Here is an 18669-nt window from a genome sequence, read left to right as displayed (position 1 = left end):
TTTGAGAAATAATTCATTATTTATTATTTTGCAAAAAATGAGGAGACCTTTTTTAGTAATATTAATAACATATACAATTGCAATATTAGGATTAATACTAATTGATGGGATTGATGCAAATGGGAATCCTTATAAAATGTCTATTTTTGATGCTTTTTATTTTATTTCATATACTGCAACAACTATTGGATTTGGAGAAACACCATTTACCTTTTCATATCCTCAAAGAATGTGGGTGACTTTTTCAATTTATTTAACGGTTCTTGGATGGTTTTATAGTATAGGCTCTTTAATTTCTTTATTTCAAGATAAACTTTTTTTACAAGAGATAGAAAAAGCAAAATTTTTAAGACAAATAAAAAATTTAAATGAAAAATTTATAGTAATTTTAGGATATAACCAAATTACTAGAAAAATTATAATAAAAGCTATGGAACAAGGATTTAGAACTGTTGTAATAGAACGAGATAAGATGAAAATTCATAATCTTATATTAGAAAATTTTACACCAACTGTTCCTGTTTTATATAGTGAAAATTATTCTATAAGAGTTTTAGAAACAGCAGGATTAAAAAAAAGAAATTGTAAAGCTATTGTTTCTTTGTTTGAAGATGATGCTCTAAATTTAAAGATAACTCTTATGGCAAAAGCTTTAAATAAAAATATAAAAATTGCTGTTAAATCAACAACAACAAATCATACAGAAAATTTAAAAGATTTAGATGCTGAAGTTGTTGTTAATCCTTTTTCTATAATATCTTCTGAGATAAATTTAGCTCTTTGTTCACCAAATTTATTTAAACTTGAAAAATGGATATATGGTTTAGATAGTTTAAATATAACTTCACCAATTTTTCCAAAAGGTTTATATATTGTTTGTGGATATGGAAGAATGGGAAGAAAAATTTTTGAGAAATTAAATGAAAATGATATTGGAATGAAATTAGTTGAAATTGATAAAAATAAAAATCATGAACTTTCAAAAGATGAAATTTCTAATATAGTTTTTGGTAATGCAGATGATAAAGAGTTATTATTAGATATTGGTATTAAAGATGCAGTAGCAATTGCTGCTGTTACAGATGATGATACAACAAACTTATCTATTTTAGCAACCGCGAAAAAATTAAATCCAAAGATTATAACAATTGTTAGAGAAAATGATATGGTAGATGATTTTTTATTTAAAAATGCAAAAATAAATCATATTTTTACTCCATCAAAAATATTAGTTAACAAAGTTACAAATGCTTTAGTTATGCCATTAAGTGATAAATTTATTAAACAGATAATTAAAAAAGACAATGAATGGGCTTCAAAATTAGTGAGTAGATTGATTAAAGATATAAATGAAAAACCTTTACTTATGGAATTTGAAATCAACGAAGCTTTGACTCCTCAAATTTATAAACATTTATTAGCTAATGAAACTCTTTTTTTTAGTTTATTTTCAATATCTTTATATAATAAAGAATTAAAAAATAATGTTGTTCCTTTACTCCTTCAACGAGAAGATGATATAATACTACTTCCTGAATGGAAAGAAGAGATAAAAATTGGTGATAAAATTTTATTAGCATGTGATGAACATGCAAAAAATGATATAGAATACATCTGCCAGAATGTTTATGAATTTTATTATGTAATAACTGGCAAAGAAAAACAAATAATTTTTAAAGGGAATAAATGAAAGTAATAACTGGACCTTGTGTACTTGAAGATAGAGATACAGTATTTAAAATAGCAGAAAAATTAAAACCTTTGAGTGAAGATAAAAGAGTTGAATTTTATTTTAAAGCTTCATTTGATAAAGCAAATAGAACGAGTTTAAGTTCTTTTAGAGGACCAGGACTTGATGAAGGATTAAAAATATTTCAAGAAATAAAGGAACAATTTGGCTATAAAGTTGTAACTGATATTCATGAATCATATCAAGCTGCACCAGCAGGTGAAGTTATTGATATTTTACAAATCCCAGCATTCTTATGTAGACAAACAGATTTACTTGTAGCAGCAGCAAAAACAAATGCAATAATAAATATTAAAAAAGGTCAATTCCTAGCAGCTGACGCAATGAAACATCCTGTTGAAAAGATTTTAAATACAAGAGGTATTTCAGAAGTAAATTTTGAAAATTCTGAAAAAACTGGTGTATGGCTTTGTGAAAGAGGAAATACTTTTGGTTATGGTGCTTTAGTTGTAGATATGAGGAATTTAATTTTATTAAGACAATATGCTCCAGTAATTTTTGATGCAACACATAGTGTTCAAATTCCAAGTACAGGTGGAACAACAGGTGGAAATTCTGCTTTTGTTCCTTATATGGCAAGAGCAGCAGCTGCAGTTGGTGTTGATGGATTCTTCTTTGAAACTCACATTGATCCAAGTGTTGCAAAAAGTGATGGTCCAAATATGCTAAAAGTTGAAGATTTATATAAAACTATAAATGATATTTTTGCAATCAAAGATGCACTGGGGCAAAACTTCTAAAAACTTAGTAAGATGAATGATATAAAAATTATATCATTCATCTTTTATTCTTATATTGGTATAGTCAATTTAAAGTTCTGTTTTGATACAATTCCCGCTTTTAAGGTAGGTGTTTGTATTGAATCAACAAAACTTTCATAAATTTTTCACTTTATATTTTATTGTTTTTGGTATTATCATTTCTTGCTTTAGTGTAATAGTAGCTTATACTTTTGAAATTAAAGATATTGAAATAGATTTAAATAGAAAAGCAAAAGAAATATTTCAAATTAAAAATGAAACTATTTTAAAACCAACTTTTGAAAATATTGATAATATCGCTAAATCTTTAGCTTATGATAATTTAACAAAGAAATTTTTGATTGAAAGAAATTCTTTAAATAAAGAAAATCTAAATAATATTTTTTTAGCTGTGGCAAATAGCAATAGTATCATTATGCAAGCAAGACTTATTGATAAATCTGGGCAAGAATTGGTAAGAGTTGATAGAAATAAAGAAAACCAACAAGCCTTTATTGTTGGAGAAAAAGATCTTCAAAATAAATATCATAGAGATTATTTCCAAAGTATATCTAAACTGAATGAAAAAGAGATTTGGCATTCAAAATTAGATTTAAATATTGAACATGGAAAAATTGAAATTCCATATAGACCGACAATTAGAGTTGGAATAGCTTTATTTGAAAATAATCAATTTAGTGCAATGGTTGTAATAAATTTATTAACTAATAATTTATTTAAATCTTTAGCTTCTTCTTCTATATTTGATTGTTATATTATTGATGAAAATAAGAATTATATATTACATCCAAATCAAGAATTTGCTTTTAATAAATATAAAAATATAGCAAGAGATATATCTATAGATTTTCCAGATGGTTTAAATAATGGAATTTTTACTTTTTCTTTAAAAGATTCCTTGAAAAATGAAGATAATGCCATATTAATTTTAAAAACGAAGAAAGATTATAAAAAAGAATTATTAAAAGAACGAACAAATGTTGCAGTAATAGTTTTTTTATTGACAGTTGCATTAAGTTTTATAATGGCGATTTTTGTTTCAAAAACTCCTAGAATATTGCAAGAAAAACTTTTGAAAGCTAATAAAAAATTAAATGAATTTACATTAATTATTGATAAATATGTAATTACTGTAACGACTAAAATTGATAGTACAATAGTAGAAGCAAGCAAAGCTTTTGAACAAATAAGTGGTTACTCAAAAGAGGAATTAATTGGGAAAAAGATTTCTATTATATCAAATCCAAAACAAGATAAAATGATTATAAAAGAGTTATGGAAAACTATTTTAGATAAGAAAATTTGGGAAGGTGAAATACAAAATAAAAGTAAAGATGGAAAAGATTATTGGTTAAATCAATATATTATTCCCAAAAAAAATGCTAAAAATGACTCTATTGAACAATTTATTTCAGTAGGAGTTGATATTACTGCAAAAAAAGAGTTGGAAAAATTTGCATCAATAGATAAATTAACAGGAATCTATAATAGAAGAATGTTAGATACTTTTTTACAAAAAGAGATAGAAGTTGCAAAAAGGCATAAAGATAATCTCTCTCTAATTATAATTGATATTGATTTTTTTAAGTTAGTAAATGATACTTATGGTCATCTAGTTGGTGATAATGTTTTAAAACAGTTATCAAAAATAATTTCAGAAAATATAAGAATTTCAGATATCTTTGGAAGATATGGTGGTGAAGAGTTTCTAATTATTTGTACAAAAACATCTGAAGATAGTGCTTTTATACTTGCAGAAAAATTAAGAAAAGAAATTGAGAATTTTAGATTTGAAAAAGTAGGCTATAAAACAATATCTTTAGGTATATCAAGTTTAAAGAAAGATGATAATATTGAATTATTGTTTAAAAAAGCAGATGAAGCCTTATACGAAGCAAAAAAATCTGGAAGAAATAAATCAATTATTTATAGATAAAAAATTATATTTTTGACACTTGATTGTTCAACAGATATAAAGAGGCTTTTTTATATAATAAAAACTTAACACATAATCTTTGGAGAAAATAAATGAAAATAATTGAAGGTGTTTTAAGACTAAAAGGTACGGAAAAAGTTGCAATTATAAATGGTAGATTTAATCATATTATAACTGATAGATTAGTTGAAGGTGCCAAAGATGCATTTAAAAGACATGGTGGAAATGAAGAAAACTTAGATTTAATTTTAGTACCAGGTGCTTTTGAAATTCCTTTTGCTTTAGAAAAAGCATTATCAAGTGGTAAATATGATGCAGTATGTTGTGTAGGAGCTGTTATAAGAGGCGCTACTCCTCATTTTGATTATATTTCTGCTGAAGCTACTAAAGGAATTGCTACTGTTGGTTTAAAATATGGGAAACCTGTATCAAATGGTGTTTTAACAACTGATACGATAGAGCAAGCAATTGAAAGAGCAGGTTCAAAAGTTGGTAACAAAGGTGCTGAAGCAATGGTTACAATTATTGAAATGCTAGATTTATATACTGAAATGGGGAAATAGTTTTGGCAACTAGAACACAAGCAAGAGAGTCTGTAATTGGTTTATTATATGCTTATGATTTAGGAAATGAAGGTATAGCAAAATTTGTTGATGAAATTTTAGAAGAAAAAAAAATTAGAAATAAACAAAAAGATTTTGCACTAAAATTATTTAATGGATCAATTGAAAATTTGGAAAAAATTGATACTGAAATAATATCTCATTTAAATCAAGGAACTTTAGAAGATATTGGTTCTGTTGAAAAATCAATTTTAAGATTAGCTATTTATGAAATATTATTTGAAGATTTACCAAAAGCAGTAGTAATAAATGAAGCTATAGAATTATCTAAAAAATTAGCAAGTGATGGGGCACCAAAATTTGTAAATGGTTTACTAGATAAAGTTGTAAAGGCATAATTGTGAGTAGAGCTATGAAATTATGTGTCTCTTTAGATTTGCCAACTGCTGAAGAAAATCTTAGATTAGTAAAACAAATAAAAGATTTTGATGTTTGGTTAAAAGTTGGATTTAGAAGTTATATTAGAGATGGTAAAAAGTTTTTAGAAGATTTAAAAGCAATAAATCCAAATTTTAAAATATTTTTAGATTTAAAACTTTATGATATTCCAAATACAATGGCAGATGCTGCTGAAGAAATAGCAAATTTTGGATTAGTGGATATGTTTAATGTTCATGCAAGTTCAGGTGTAGAAGCTATGAAAACAGTTATGAATAGGATAAAAGATATTCCTAATAAACCTTTAGTTTTAGCTGTAACTGCTCTTACTTCTTTTGATAATGATAGTTTTAAAGCTATTTACAATGAAGATATAAGTACAAAAGCAACACAATTTGCAATTGATACATTTGAATCAGGAATAGATGGAGTTGTTTGTTCTGCATTTGAAAGCTTAGATATTAAAAATAATACTTCGAAAGATTTTATAACTCTATGTCCTGGAATTAGACCTTTTGGTGAGGATAGTGGTGACCAAAAAAGAGTGGCAGATCTTCCTTTTTCAAAAGAAAATTTAGTAGATTTTATTGTTGTTGGTAGACCAATATACAAATCTGAAAATCCAAAAGAGGTTGTTGAAGAGATATTGAAAAATATTTAATATCCCTTCAAATTTTAAGTATGCTTTAAGTGATATACTATTATAATTTCCGTCCTGATTTTATGATAGTAAAATTAGCGCAAAAAGGACAGTTGGGTGAGTTGGCTGAAACCACCTCCCTGCTAAGGAGACGTACTGGTAACGGTACCGAGGGTTCAAATCCCTCACTGTCCGCCATTGTGGGTCATTAGCTCAGCTGGTTAGAGCACTCGGCTCATAACCGAGTGGTCGAAGGTTCGAGTCCTTCATGACCCACCATTTTGCGGGAGTAGCTCAGTTGGCTAGAGCTTCTGCCTTCCAAGCAGACTGTCGCGAGTTCGAGTCTCGTCTCCCGCTCCATTTAACTTTTAAAGTTATTTGTTCTTTTATTTATCGCGGAATAGAGCAGCTAGGTAGCTCGTCGGGCTCATAACCCGAAGGTCATAGGTTCAAATCCTATTTCCGCAACCAATTTTTGTGTCAAGGTAGCTCAGCTGGTTAGAGCGCTGGTCTCATAAGCCGGAGGTCGAGGGTTCGAGTCCCTCTCTTGACACCATTTCTAAAAGAAATACGGCGCTGGTGTAGCTCAGTTGGCTAGAGCAGCTGATTTGTAATCAGCAGGTCGGGGGTTCGACTCCCTTCACCAGCTCCATTTTTTCAATCTTCATTTTGGGGTATCGCCAAGCGGTAAGGCAACGGTTTTTGGTACCGTCACTCGAAGGTTCGAATCCTTCTACCCCATCCACTTTATATTTCAATTATTATTTTAAATTCTACGCCTTTATACAGTTTATTTTTATACATATATTTCACATTCGTAGCATCTATTTTACCATGTGCACCTTCGGTTACAAGTTTATAAGTCATATTTAAACCAAGTCCTGTTCCTTGTGATTTATGTTTTGTTGTAAAATATGGGTCATATATTTTAGAAATAATATTTTCAGGAATCCCTCCACCATTATCTTTTATTATTATATAAATTTGATTATCTTCCTTTTTTGTTTGAATGAAGAATAGTGGTTCTTTTTCTTTTATCTCTTCATATGCATCTTTAGAATTATTAAAAATATTAATTAAACATTGAATTAATTCATTTGGATAACCCTCTACATAAATTGTTTTATCTAAATCTAGAACTAACTGAATATTGGAATTTTTTATTGAAGAATGAACTATATGTATAAAATGTTGTATAGTATTATATAAATTGTAATTTTGGATTTTTCTATCACCTTTTATAAAATTTTTGAAATCATCAATAGTTTCTGATAAATATTGAGCATTTTTATTTATTAAGTCCATATTTTCAATTAATTCTTCTTCTTTTAATGTATTAATCTCTTTTTGAAGTTTAGTTCCTGTTGCAATAGTCGAAATTATAGATAAAGGCTGTCTCCATTGATGGGCAATATTACTAATCATTTCTCCCATAGAAGCTAATTTATCTGCTTTAAAAAGCTTTTCTTGTATAAGTCTATTTTTTTCAACCTCTTTTTTTATTTTTTCTTCAAGAGTTTTATTTAAAGTTGAGAGTTCATCTTTTTTTTGTTCCAAAATCAAGTTTGAATTTTCTAGCTGAGTGGTTCTTTTTATAACTTCATCTTTTAAATATTTATTTGTAAGTTTTAGCAGATATTGTCTGTATAAAATAAATATGATAAATATTATAATTATTGCAGATACTATCCAAAAATATGTATAATCTGTTGTTTTTTCATATTTTATTACAACCCATTTTGTTACTATATTTTCAATATCTTTTTTATCTATATTTTCAATAGCTTTATTTAAAATATTTAAAAGAGTAATGTTGTTTTTTTCTACTCCAATTCTTAAATAATTTTCATAACCTTTTGGTTGGTTTACAATTTTAAGATTAAATATATTGTCTTTTTTTATTGTGTATGCTGCTATAATCATTGAACGTATAGTTAAATCAGCTTTTTTATCTTCAACTAATTTAAAAGCTTCATCTTCTGAATTTGTGGGAATGATTATTAAATTTGGAAAATCTTTAGCAAATAATTCTGCCATTGCAGTACCTTTTGGTAAAGCAATAGATGCTTTTATTTTAGATAAATCCTTGATTTCTTTGGTTTCAAGTCTAGCAACTATTACATTTGGATCTTCAAATATTGGTTCAGTAAAGTTTAACCACTCTTTTTTTTTTGGTGTTTCATTTAAAAAACTTAAAATATCACATTTCTTTTCTTGTGAAAATTCTATACTCTCTTCCCATGATTTTGTTGGAACAAGTTCAATGTTGATATTCAAAGATGAAGATATAATTTTTATAATATCAGCTGCAATCCCTTCATGTTGCCCTTTTTCATTAATCTTTTCAAATGGTTCCCATTCTGGGTCAACACACATTGTAATTACTTTTTTATTATTTAAGTAAGCTTTTTCTTCTTTGCTTAAATAGATATTTGAATTTTTATCATTTTCTTTTGGATTAATCCATTTTCTTTTTAATTCTAAAATATCTTCTTCGTTTATTTTGTCTTTACCTTTTTGTAAAATATTTCTTAATATTTCATTGTTTTTATTTGTTGCAATAAACATATCTAAATTAAATCTTTCATCATTTATAGAAAAAGCAGGTTTTAAATTTGAAATATGGTTACTTTCAATTTGATAATTTCCAACTGCAAAATTATCAATAGAACCATCAGCATCTCCAAAAGCAACTTTTTCTAATGCTTCAATTGAATCATTTACTAATAATAGTTTTATATTCGGGTAATATCTTTTTAAAAGTTCTTCTTCATAAAAACCTTTTATAACTGCAAGTGTTTTTCCTTCAAAATCTTCAATATTTTTTAAATTACTATTTTTTCTAGTAAATATTGTATCAATTGCTTTTGTATAGCTAGTTGTAAATATAAAATCTTTTTCTCTATCTTTTGTTTTTGACATATTTAACATAACATCAATTTCTTGTTTTTTTAATTTTTCAATATATTCATTCCATGTAAAACCAGAAATATATTCAATATGCATTTTTAATTTAGATGCTAAAAGATTCATATAATCGATTGAAAATCCAGTTGGTATTCCATTTACATTATAATTAAAAGGAGGCCAATTCATTTCATTGTGAATTTTTATTATGGGATGACTTTCTAAATAAGCTTTTTCTTCTTCCGTAAATGATATCAAATCTTTATTTTCATTAGAAATATAATAAGAATTTAAAAGAGCTGTAATATCAAAGTTTTTATCAACTAATCCAAGATTTGAGTATAAATCAGCATTTAGTTTTATAAGTTCAGGTGCAACAGCACCTATTTTAAAAATATTTGTTTTAAATATTTCTTCTGTTTTATTTGCTTCATATAGTAAAGATTCTTTAGTTTTTCTTTTTGTATATTTATTATAAATTAAATCAACAATCTCTTTTTTGTTTTTAAAAGCATATTCCCATCCCTTATTTGAAGCATTAATAAAGTTTTCAACCATTTTTGGATTTTTATAAATAATATTTTCACTTGTAAAAAGTTCTTCATCATAAGAATAAATTCCAAAATTTGCAGGATTTAAAATATTGTATTCAACTCCTAATTTATTTAATTCAAAAGGTTGAGAAGTTATAAAAATACTCATTGCATCAATTTCATTATTTATAAATTTATCAATTTTAAAATCATGAGGTATTAAAGTATAATCATCTTTTTCTATTCCAAAATCTTTTAACATAACTCCTAAACTTGTATGACCCATTTCCCAATCTAAAGCCATGATTTTTTTGTTTTTTAAATCAGCAGGAGTTTTTATATTTGGTTTTGTAACTAATGCTAAAGCATTTTGTTTAAAATAAGAAGCAATTAAGACAACTGGTCTATTTTTTAGTTTTTCTAAAATCAATGCCGAAGAACTAAGCCCAAAAGTTGATTTTCCATCAATAACATCTTGGCTTATATTAATTCCATCTTCAAACTCTTTTATTTCTACATCTAAGCCAACGTCTTTATAATAACCCTTTTCTAAAGCTGTATAAAATCCTGCAAATTCAAATTGATGTTTCCATTCTAGTTGTAAAGAGACCTTTTCTAAATTCCCATATAGGCTCGTTGTTAGAAATATTATGATTAATATTATCTCTTTTATTCTTTTTGACATTGAAATCTTCTTGATAAATGATATTTTAAATCTTTAATTTTGTGATTTAATTATTATAGGGCTTATAATAGCATATTTTATAATATTTTTAAAATCTATTTTGGATACAATATATAAAATTGTATAAGGAAATTAATGAGTGATAGACTACATGAAATTATTGGAGAAATAGGTGTCCTTCATAATATTTTACTTGAAAATGGGAAAATAAATAATGCAAATGAAGTTTTTGAATTTATAGAAAGTTATGATAAAGATGTTCAAGAACATTATTTAAATCTTTTATTGCAATATTATTTCCAAAAAAATGATTTAGAAAATCTAAAAGAAACCTTGTTAGTTGGAGCTAAATTTGATATGAGATTTGAAGATGTAAAAGAGGCATTTTTAAATATAAAATCAAAAGAAGAGAGTGTTCTTGAGTTTATGCAAGAAAATGTGATTTTCTTAAAAGATAATGATCTTGAAAAAAATTTAGAAGAAATGTATCTTTTTTATGAAAACAATCCATCTTTACAAGAAATTTTAATGCCAAGTATCGAATTAATTAAAAAAAATAGGTATGTCTGTGCTTTTTGCTACAAAAATCCTGAAAAGAAATATTCAAAATTTTTTTTAAATGAGGATTTATTGGAATCATTAAAAAGAGATTTACCTTATTTGTTAAATTAGAAGTTTAAATGCCATCTTTTGAATTAGTCGTACCTGAAAGCTTTTTATTTATTCCAGCAAATTTATCTTTTATATCTTTTTGTTTTTTTATAAGTTTTATATTATCAAAAATTTTTAAAAGTGTAATTTTGTTTTTTGTTTTATTAGTATCTTTGTTGAGTTTAGTTTATTATGATATTTTTATAAAATATGCTATAAAAAATTATTATTCTTTAACTCAAATGGATTCAAAAGTTTATTTACAACCTACAAAAAATAGTGAGTCAAAAATTGATAGTTTATCTATGATAGGTGTTTATATTTATCCTTTAAAATATTCTACAGATTTAACACAAAGTGAAAGAGAAGAGATAAAAGTATTACATGAAAGTTATATTGATAAATTTATTGATATATCAACTTATGCCCACAAATACAATAGATATATTTATAATACACAAAGAGTTTATTTAAATTCAAATGTTTATGAAAATACTAAAAATGAAGAAATAAATCCAAGATTTGAAATTTTAAAAAAAATACAAGATACCTTTTTACCTAAAATTTATGGAAAATATGAGTATAAATTTATAGATAAAAAGACAAATGTTGTTTTTGCTACAGCTTTTAATATTTTCTTTGTAAATAGTTATAATAAATTTAGAAATAAATATCTCTTTTGGACGCATGAAAAAGAGGATGAATTTAATCCTGACCCAATTCAGAATTTTGATATTATTTATAAAAAAGTTTTTATTGACTAATAGATTTATTTAGATAAAGTTTCCTATTTCATCACCTAAATATTCATCTATTTTGTTTGCAAATTCATTAAAAGCAATATTACCATTTTTATTAAAGATTACTATTTCTTCACCAAAATCGTCTTGTATAAAATGTTCTTCATTTAAAACTTTTTTATAAAGTTTTTGAAGATCATCTTCACTTTCGTCTTTATTAAATAAGAACCAATTTGCAGTTGTATTTTCAATTCTAATAAGACCATAAATTTTTTTATCATCTATATAATCTTGTATTGTTCCATTTTCAAATCTTGCACCAACTACTAAATCATTTTCATTTAAAATCATTTCCATGTTATTACCTTTTTTAATAGTAGCTATATTATAGTCAAACTCATTTTAGTAATTGATTATTTTTTAATAACTATTAGATACAATTTAAAAAATTAAAATAAGGAATGAATATAAAAAAATTTAAAAAAGTACATATAGAAATAACTAATATATGTAATTTAAAATGTACATTTTGCCCTCCAAAAATTTTACCAAATGGAATAATGAGTTTAGAACAATTTGATAGTTTAAATTTTCAATTAAAGCCATATACAAAAGAGTTGGCTTATCATGTTGTTGGCGATCCACTTGTTTTGACAAATTTAAATGAATATCTAAATATTAGTTTAAAGCATGGATTAAAAGTAAATATTACAACAACAGCAAATAATATAAATGAAAAACATTATGAAACACTTTTAAATTCAACAATAAAGCAAATAAATTTTTCAATAAATTCATATAATGCAAATTCGCATAAGAAATCTTTAGATGAATATTTAGAACCAATTATAAATTTTGTAAAATTTGCTCAAAGTAGAAAACATGAATATTTTATAAATTTTAGAATTTGGAATTTGGATGAAGAAAAAAGTGCAAAAGAGTTTAATACTAAAGTTTTTGATAAAATAAATGAAGCATTTAATACAGAAATAAATATAGAAGAAGTTTATAAACAAAGACCTAAAAATATAAGAATAGATAGAAAAATATTTTTTAATTTTGATGAATATTTTAACTGGCCATCTTTAAATAATGAGATTGTTTCTACAAAAGGTTTTTGTTATGGTTTAGATTCACATTTTGGGATTTTAACAAATGGTGATGTCATTCCTTGTTGCTTAGACCAAAATGCAGTTGTAAATTTAGGGAATACAAACAATACACAAATAGAAGATATATTAAAATCAAAAAAAGTTTTAGATATTCAAAAGGGATTTAAAAAAAATATTTTAGTTGAAGAACTTTGTCAAAAGTGTGAGTATCGAACAAGATTTGATGAAAAAAGGATTTAAATGGATGAAATAGAAATTATATTTAAAAGTATAAAAGATTTTTTTACAAGTTCAATGTTAAGAATTGCATTAATTCCGTTGATTATAACGATGATTATTTTATATGCAATATTTTTTGCAGCAGCAGATTTTGGAATTTCAAGTTTACAAGAAATAGCAGCAGCTTCTCAAAATGGACAAGAAGTTGTTATTGATGAAAATGCTCCTTTTTATTTTATTTGGGCAACTTATTTGATAGTATTTTTGTTTAAATATTCTTTTACTTCTTGGATTGCAGGATTTTTACTTTATTCAATTGGAACAGTTATTGTTTTACAAGCTTCAGTGATTTTATCAATTATTATTATTGGATTTTTAACACCAATGATTTTAGGAATATTGCATAAAAGATATTATTCTCATTTAGTTTTAAATGGTTATGGAACCTTATTTTCTTCTTTATGGGTATTATTTAAAAGTGCAATAATGATGATAATTTTATTTTTAGTGTTAATTCCAGTTTATTTTGTTCCTGTTTTAAATATAATAGCCTTTTCTTTACCTCTTTATTATTTCTTTCATAAACTTCTAAATTTTGATGTAAGCTCAACAATTTTAAGTAAAGAAGAGTATAAAACAATTTATAAAACTCAAGGGAATAATTTTAGACTTAGAACATTGTTTTTATATATTATTTCTATGATCCCATTTGCAACGCTTTTTAGCGCAGTTTATTATGTTATTTATTTAGGACATTCATATTTTATACAACTTGATAAATTACAAAAAGTTTCTGTTTATGAAGAAGAGGAAGAACAAAAAGAGGATATAAAACTAATCTCTAACTAGTTTATATCCAACACCTTGTATATTTTTCAAAAAATCTTTAGGAAGTTTTTTTCTAAAGTTTTTGATAAAAAGTCTCATAGCATTTGCAGTCATGATAGAATCTTCATCCCAAATATTTGTTTCAAGTTCTTCATATGTAATAATTCTATTTTTACTAATTAAAAGCTTTAAAAAAATATTTTCTTTTTTTGTAAGAGTAAATTCTTCTTTACTATTTGATATAGTTGCTTTACTAAAATTAAAAATCCAATTTGGTATTAAATTATAAATTTTTGTTGTGTCATAACTATTTATAAAAGCTTCAAGTGCTTCCATAAGTTTATCTTGAGTTATTGGTTTTATAATATATTTAATCAAATGAAGCTCTGTTGCTTGAAGTAAATATTCTAAATCTGTATATGCTGAAGTTATTATAATTCTTGTTTTTGAATCTGATTTTCTTATCTTTTTTAATAAATCTATTCCTGTTTCATTTCCCATTTTTATGTCAGTTATAATTAAATCTGGATTATATTCAAGATATTTCATATATGCATCACTTGCATTTTTCACACAAATAACTTCTTTAAACAGATGAGTTAAAATCTCTTGAATATTATTTCTAATTCCATCTTCATCTTCTGCATATAAAACGGTATAAGCGTTAAGTTTATTTATAAAATCATTTTTCATATTCTAAGAATCCTTATTATAAAAATTATGTTATCATAGCGAAATTAGGTTAAGAAGGTTTTATTTTGGGATTGGTTACTGAAAAAAATTTATCAAAAATAATTATTTTTACTTTTATTGTCATAATGTCATCAATGGTTTTTGCAATGTCATATTTTTATGTAAAAAATACATATAATGATTTTGATATTGAAATGGAAAAATTTGTAAATGAATATTATTCTGATAAAAAAATGACTCTGAAAAAAGAGATAAATACGATTATTGATATTTTAAATTACAATATTGTTAAATCAAATTTAGATGATGAAGAACAAAAAATGGATGCGGTAAGATTATTAAATAATATTACCTTTGAAGAGAATACAAGTAACTATTTTTTTGTTTATGAAGTTGAAAATATGCAAGGTGGAGATAATTTTGCAAAGTTAATAGTAAATCCAAATAGATTAGATATTGTTGGACAATATATCTCAACAAATTACAAAGATGAAGATGGTAAAAAATTTAGAGAAGATTTTTTAAGAGATATTCGATATAAAGGTGAATCTTTTACTAAATATGCTTATAAAAAACCTGATACGAAAGAGATAAAACAAAAAATTTCATATTTTAAATATTATGAAAAATGGAATTGGATTATAGCTGTTGGTGTTTATACTGACGATATGGAAAATGAGATTGCTCTTAAAACAAAAGATTTAAAAAAAAGAGTTAAAAATCAAGTAGTACAAAATGTGGTTCTTTTTATAATGTTTTTGTCTATTGCAATTTTAATTTCAATTGTAATCTCTCAAAAAATTGATAAAGTTCTAAAGGATTATGAAAATAAAGTTCTTTTTAATGCAAAAGAATTAGAAGTTTTAAATCAATCCTTAGAAGAAAAAGTAAGAAAAGAGATTGAAAAAAATAGAGAAAAAGAACAATTATTAGTACAAAAATCCAAATTTATAGCATTGGGTGAGATGATTTCTCATATTGCTCATCAATGGAGGCAACCATTAAGTGAATTATCTTCAATTCTTATGTATATAAGATTTAAATATAGTATTGATGCACTTGATTCAAAAACTATGGAACAAAAATCTCAAGAAGCAGATAAAGTTTTGGAATTTATGTCTCAAACAATTGATGATTTTAGAAATTTTTTTATGCCTAAAAAAGAAAAAGAAGAGTTTTATTTATATAAAGTTGTTGATTTAGTTATAAATATAATTTCGAGTACATTAAAAAACTATAATATAGATTTACAAATAGATATAGATAAAAATATTACTTTAAAGACGTATTTAAATGAATATGAACAAGTTTTATTAAATATTTTAAATAATGCAAAAGATGTTTTAATAGAAAAAAATATAAAAAATCCAACAATAAAAATAACAGCTTATGAAGAAGATACTTATGTAGTTTTATATGTAGAAGACAATGGTGGAGGAGTTTTAGTCGAACCTAAAGGAAAAATTTTTGAACCATATTTTACTACGAAAGAAGATAGTAAAGGTACAGGAATAGGTTTATATATGTCGAAAATCATTGTGGATAAAAATATGAAAGGAAAACTAAGAGTTAGAAATACAAAAGTAGGTGCAAAGTTTGGTATTTTTGTACCAAAAGATAGTTTAGTTAAAGACATAAATTATGAGTTTATTTAAAAATAAATATATTGCTCATAGGGGATTTCATCATAATAAATTAATTCCTGAAAATTCCTTATTAGCCTTTAAAAAGGCTATTGAAAATAATTATTCAGTTGAGTTTGATATCAATATTACAAATGATAACAAAATAGTAGTTTTTCATGATGAGAATTTATATCGTTTGTGTAATAAAAAAGAGAATATTGAAGAAGTAAAATACTCTTTTTTAAAAGATTTAAATTTATATGAAACAGATGAAAAAATACCATTATTAGAAGAAGTTTTGTCTTTAGTAAATGGAAAAATTACATTGATTATCGAAATAAAAAAACATAAAAATATAGGTTTATTAGAAGAGATTGTATTTCAATTATTGGGAAAATATAAGGGTGAATATTTTTTGTGTTCTTTTGAAAAAGATATTTTAATTTATCTAAAAACGAGTAGATTAAATCATAAAATAGGATTAATTTTTGAAAGTCTTCCTAATAATTTTAGGAAATATGAAAAAATTCTTTTTTTATATAGATTTTTCAAAGTAAAGCCTGATTTTGTCTCTTTAGATGAAAAGTTATTAGATAGTTCAATCTATATTTTTTGTAAAAAAAAAGGTATAGAGATTATAACTTGGACTATAAAAAATAAAAATAGATACGAAGAAATAGCTAAAAAAGTTGATGGGATAATTTTTGAGAATTTTTTAATTTGAAAAAAGAAGAGAAAGTCTCTCTTCTTTTTATCCATACATTAAAGTTGGTAACCACAATGAAATTGCAGGTATATAAGTAATTAATAATAAGCCTATAATCAAAATTGTCGTCATAGGTAATGAAGCGATAATTACTTGTTTTAAACTAAGTCCGGTAATACCACTTGCAACGAATAAATTGAGTCCGACCGGTGGGGTAATCATACCAATTTCCATATTTACAACCATAATAACTCCAAGATGAATAGGATCAATTCCTAAAGCAACTCCAATTGGAAGTAATAATGGTACTGTAATCATAACCACTGAACTTGGTTCCATGAATTGTCCCATTAATAAAAGTAAAATATTTACAATTAATAAGAACATTAAAGGTCCCATATTTGCATCAGTTATCATTTGAGTAATATGTTGTGGAATTTGCTCATCTGTTAAGAAATGGGCAAAAAGCATAGCATTTGCAATGATAAAGAAAATCATTGAACTTGTTTGTGCTGAGTCTAGAATAATTTTATATAAATCTTTGTATTTTGTATCTTTGTAAATAAAGAATGAAACAAAAAAAGCATACATTACACTAAATGCACCAGCTTCAGTTGGAGTAAAAATACCTCCGTAAATTCCACCAATTACAATTACAATAATTAATAATGCCCAAAATGCATTTTTAAATGCTAAAAATCTTTCTTTAAAAGTTGCCTTTTGAGTTGCTTTAAAACCACTTTTTTTAGCTAAAAAATATGTTGCGATCATCATCATTGCACCAATCATAAGTCCAGGAATAACTCCTGCCATAAAAAGTTTTCCAATAGATTGATCAGCAGTTACCCCAAAAACAATGAAAACAATTGATGGTGGAATAAGAATACCTAATGTTCCAGATGTAGCAATTGTTCCGATGGCGAATTGTTCATTGTAACCAGCTTGTTTAATTGCTCCATACATAACAGAACCAATTGCCGCAACAGTTGCAGGTGAACTTCCACTTACTGCTGCAAATATAACAGAAGCTAAAATTGCTGCAATTGGAAGTCCTCCTGGAAGGTGCCCAACTAAACTTTTTGCAAATTCGATTATTCTTGTAGCTGAAGAACCTCTTGATAATAAAGAACCAGCTAAAATAAACATAGGAATAGCCATAAGTGTATATTTATTTAATCCATCAAAAACTTTAGAAGGAATTCCCATTAAATCCATATCTGTAAAAAAGAATGAAGTTATAAGTGTAGTTGTTCCCAATGCGACAGCAACAGGTACTCCTAAAAGCATAAGTGCAAATAATAAGATAAATAAAGTTGCAATTACCATATTATTTTTCTCCTTTATTTGATGTAACTTCATGTATTACATTTTCATGTTCATTAAATAATTCAATATCTTTTGCATCAGTATTATAAATTTCAACTAATTTTTCAGCAGCTCTATATGCGGCTAATGCAAAAGCAATAGGAAGTACAAGGTGTGGGATCCATAAAGGAATTTCTAAATCAACACTCATTTCTCCAAAATCTGCTAACATAAGGATAAGTTCATATCCAAAATATGATAGTATAGCAAGATATGCGATTGAAATAAAATTTGCAAAAATTAGAAGACATTTGGTAATAAACGGAGGAAACTTTTCAATAAGTAAAGTTACAGAGATATGTGCTCCTTGTTTAAAACCATATGCAGCACCAAAAAGTGCAGACCAAATAAAAAGATAGTTTGTAAGTTCAGCAGCCCAAGTAAGACTCATATCAAAAACATATCTTAATATTACATTGATAAATGCTAATAAAACACCAATTGACAGTCCTAAGACTGCCATTGTTTTATTGATTGTACCTACAATTAAGTCGATAATTTCAAAAAATTTTTTCAT

Annotated in this window: 17 protein-coding genes and 7 tRNA genes; 19 read left to right on the top strand and 5 right to left on the bottom strand. The window is 25.3% G+C overall.

Annotation, left to right across the window (positions count from 1 at the left end; all coding sequences use genetic code 11):
- Position 1: 1 nt before the first annotated feature.
- From ABLL_RS11805 to ABLL_RS11745, 13 genes are all read left to right on the top strand, one after another.
- Positions 2-1690, top strand: a complete 1689-nt coding sequence (locus ABLL_RS11805) for a TrkA family potassium uptake protein (RefSeq protein ID WP_014475027.1) — start codon at positions 2-4, stop codon at positions 1688-1690.
- Complete coding sequence (gene kdsA / locus ABLL_RS11800; RefSeq protein WP_014475026.1) at positions 1687-2490, top strand: 3-deoxy-8-phosphooctulonate synthase; 804 nt, start codon at positions 1687-1689, stop codon at positions 2488-2490. Before ABLL_RS11805 ends, kdsA begins: the two co-directional genes overlap by 4 nt.
- 118 nt (positions 2491-2608) lie before the next feature.
- Entirely contained in the window at positions 2609-4447 is a 1839-nt protein-coding gene (locus ABLL_RS11795; protein ID WP_014475025.1) for a diguanylate cyclase, read from the top strand.
- Between the two features lie 92 nt (positions 4448-4539).
- Positions 4540-5010 (top strand): 6,7-dimethyl-8-ribityllumazine synthase, encoded by a 471-nt coding sequence (gene ribH, locus ABLL_RS11790; protein WP_014475024.1) that lies wholly within the window; start codon positions 4540-4542, stop codon positions 5008-5010.
- A gap of 2 nt (positions 5011-5012) precedes the next feature.
- Positions 5013-5408, top strand: coding sequence for a transcription antitermination factor NusB (gene nusB / locus ABLL_RS11785; protein WP_014475023.1), 396 nt, complete (start codon positions 5013-5015; stop codon positions 5406-5408).
- Positions 5409-5422: 14 nt separating this feature from the next.
- Positions 5423-6109 carry an orotidine-5'-phosphate decarboxylase gene (pyrF, locus tag ABLL_RS11780; RefSeq protein WP_041655308.1) on the top strand — a complete coding sequence of 229 codons (687 nt, stop codon included), beginning with the start codon at positions 5423-5425 and terminating at the stop codon, positions 6107-6109.
- An 86-nt stretch (positions 6110-6195) separates the two neighbouring features.
- Positions 6196-6286 (top strand) — tRNA-Ser (locus tag ABLL_RS11775).
- Between the two features lie 4 nt (positions 6287-6290).
- A tRNA-Ile gene (locus ABLL_RS11770) sits at positions 6291-6367 on the top strand.
- Between the two features lie 4 nt (positions 6368-6371).
- A tRNA-Gly gene (locus ABLL_RS11765) sits at positions 6372-6448 on the top strand.
- A gap of 34 nt (positions 6449-6482) precedes the next feature.
- A tRNA-Met gene (locus ABLL_RS11760) sits at positions 6483-6559 on the top strand.
- Positions 6560-6567: 8 nt separating this feature from the next.
- A tRNA-Met gene (locus ABLL_RS11755) sits at positions 6568-6644 on the top strand.
- Positions 6645-6663: 19 nt separating this feature from the next.
- Positions 6664-6740 (top strand) — tRNA-Thr (locus ABLL_RS11750).
- Between the two features lie 18 nt (positions 6741-6758).
- Positions 6759-6833: transfer RNA gene (locus ABLL_RS11745), tRNA-Gln, on the top strand.
- A 2-nt stretch (positions 6834-6835) separates the two neighbouring features.
- On the opposite strand, the gene ABLL_RS14795 is transcribed toward ABLL_RS11745, so the two are convergent.
- The gene (locus ABLL_RS14795) at positions 6836-10213 is read right to left on the bottom strand and encodes an ABC transporter substrate-binding protein (RefSeq protein ID WP_014475021.1); all 3378 of its coding nucleotides are present in this window, start codon (positions 10211-10213) and stop codon (positions 6836-6838) included.
- A 135-nt stretch (positions 10214-10348) separates the two neighbouring features.
- On the opposite strand from ABLL_RS14795, the gene ABLL_RS11735 reads away from it, so the two are divergent.
- A complete protein-coding gene (locus tag ABLL_RS11735; protein ID WP_014475020.1) occupies positions 10349-10885 on the top strand; it encodes a hypothetical protein in 537 nt (178 codons plus the stop codon).
- A gap of 8 nt (positions 10886-10893) precedes the next feature.
- Positions 10894-11628: a hypothetical protein gene (locus ABLL_RS11730; protein WP_014475019.1), complete on the top strand. Its 735-nt coding sequence runs from the start codon at positions 10894-10896 to the stop codon at positions 11626-11628.
- 9 nt (positions 11629-11637) lie between these two features.
- Here ABLL_RS11730 and ABLL_RS11725 read toward each other — a convergent pair whose 3' ends face one another.
- On the bottom strand, positions 11638-11961 hold the full coding sequence (locus tag ABLL_RS11725) for a hypothetical protein (RefSeq protein WP_014475018.1): 324 nt from the start codon (positions 11959-11961) through the stop codon (positions 11638-11640).
- Between the two features lie 104 nt (positions 11962-12065).
- Here ABLL_RS11725 and ABLL_RS11720 point away from each other — a divergent pair, with 104 nt between their 5' ends.
- Positions 12066-12956: a radical SAM/SPASM domain-containing protein gene (locus tag ABLL_RS11720; RefSeq protein WP_014475017.1), complete on the top strand. Its 891-nt coding sequence runs from the start codon at positions 12066-12068 to the stop codon at positions 12954-12956.
- Positions 12957-13784 carry an EI24 domain-containing protein gene (locus ABLL_RS11715; protein ID WP_014475016.1) on the top strand — a complete coding sequence of 276 codons (828 nt, stop codon included), beginning with the start codon at positions 12957-12959 and terminating at the stop codon, positions 13782-13784.
- Here ABLL_RS11715 and ABLL_RS11710 read toward each other — a convergent pair.
- Positions 13770-14456, bottom strand: coding sequence for a response regulator transcription factor (locus tag ABLL_RS11710; protein ID WP_014475015.1), 687 nt, complete (start codon positions 14454-14456; stop codon positions 13770-13772). The two genes, ABLL_RS11715 and ABLL_RS11710, sit on opposite strands and share 15 nt — an antisense overlap.
- 65 nt (positions 14457-14521) lie before the next feature.
- Here ABLL_RS11710 and ABLL_RS11705 point away from each other — a divergent pair, with 65 nt between their 5' ends.
- Both ABLL_RS11705 and ABLL_RS11700 read left to right on the top strand, forming a co-directional pair.
- On the top strand, positions 14522-16111 hold the full coding sequence (locus ABLL_RS11705) for a cache domain-containing protein (RefSeq protein ID WP_014475014.1): 1590 nt from the start codon (positions 14522-14524) through the stop codon (positions 16109-16111).
- A complete protein-coding gene (locus tag ABLL_RS11700) occupies positions 16098-16805 on the top strand; it encodes a glycerophosphodiester phosphodiesterase family protein (RefSeq protein ID WP_014475013.1) in 708 nt (235 codons plus the stop codon). The genes ABLL_RS11705 and ABLL_RS11700 overlap by 14 nt, the downstream gene beginning before the upstream one ends.
- Before the next feature lie 27 nt (positions 16806-16832).
- On the opposite strand, the gene ABLL_RS11695 is transcribed toward ABLL_RS11700, so the two are convergent.
- Both ABLL_RS11695 and ABLL_RS11690 read right to left on the bottom strand, forming a co-directional pair.
- Entirely contained in the window at positions 16833-18113 is a 1281-nt protein-coding gene (locus ABLL_RS11695) for a TRAP transporter large permease (protein WP_014475012.1), read from the bottom strand.
- A gap of 1 nt (position 18114) precedes the next feature.
- The gene (locus tag ABLL_RS11690) at positions 18115-18669 is read right to left on the bottom strand and encodes a TRAP transporter small permease (protein ID WP_014475011.1); all 555 of its coding nucleotides are present in this window, start codon (positions 18667-18669) and stop codon (positions 18115-18117) included.

It is taken from the genome of Arcobacter sp. L (assembly GCF_000284235.1).
Classification (GTDB): domain Bacteria; phylum Campylobacterota; class Campylobacteria; order Campylobacterales; family Arcobacteraceae; genus Aliarcobacter; species Aliarcobacter defluvii.
Note: the sequence above shows the minus strand (reverse complement) of the source record. Positions and strands in the feature narration are given on the sequence as shown.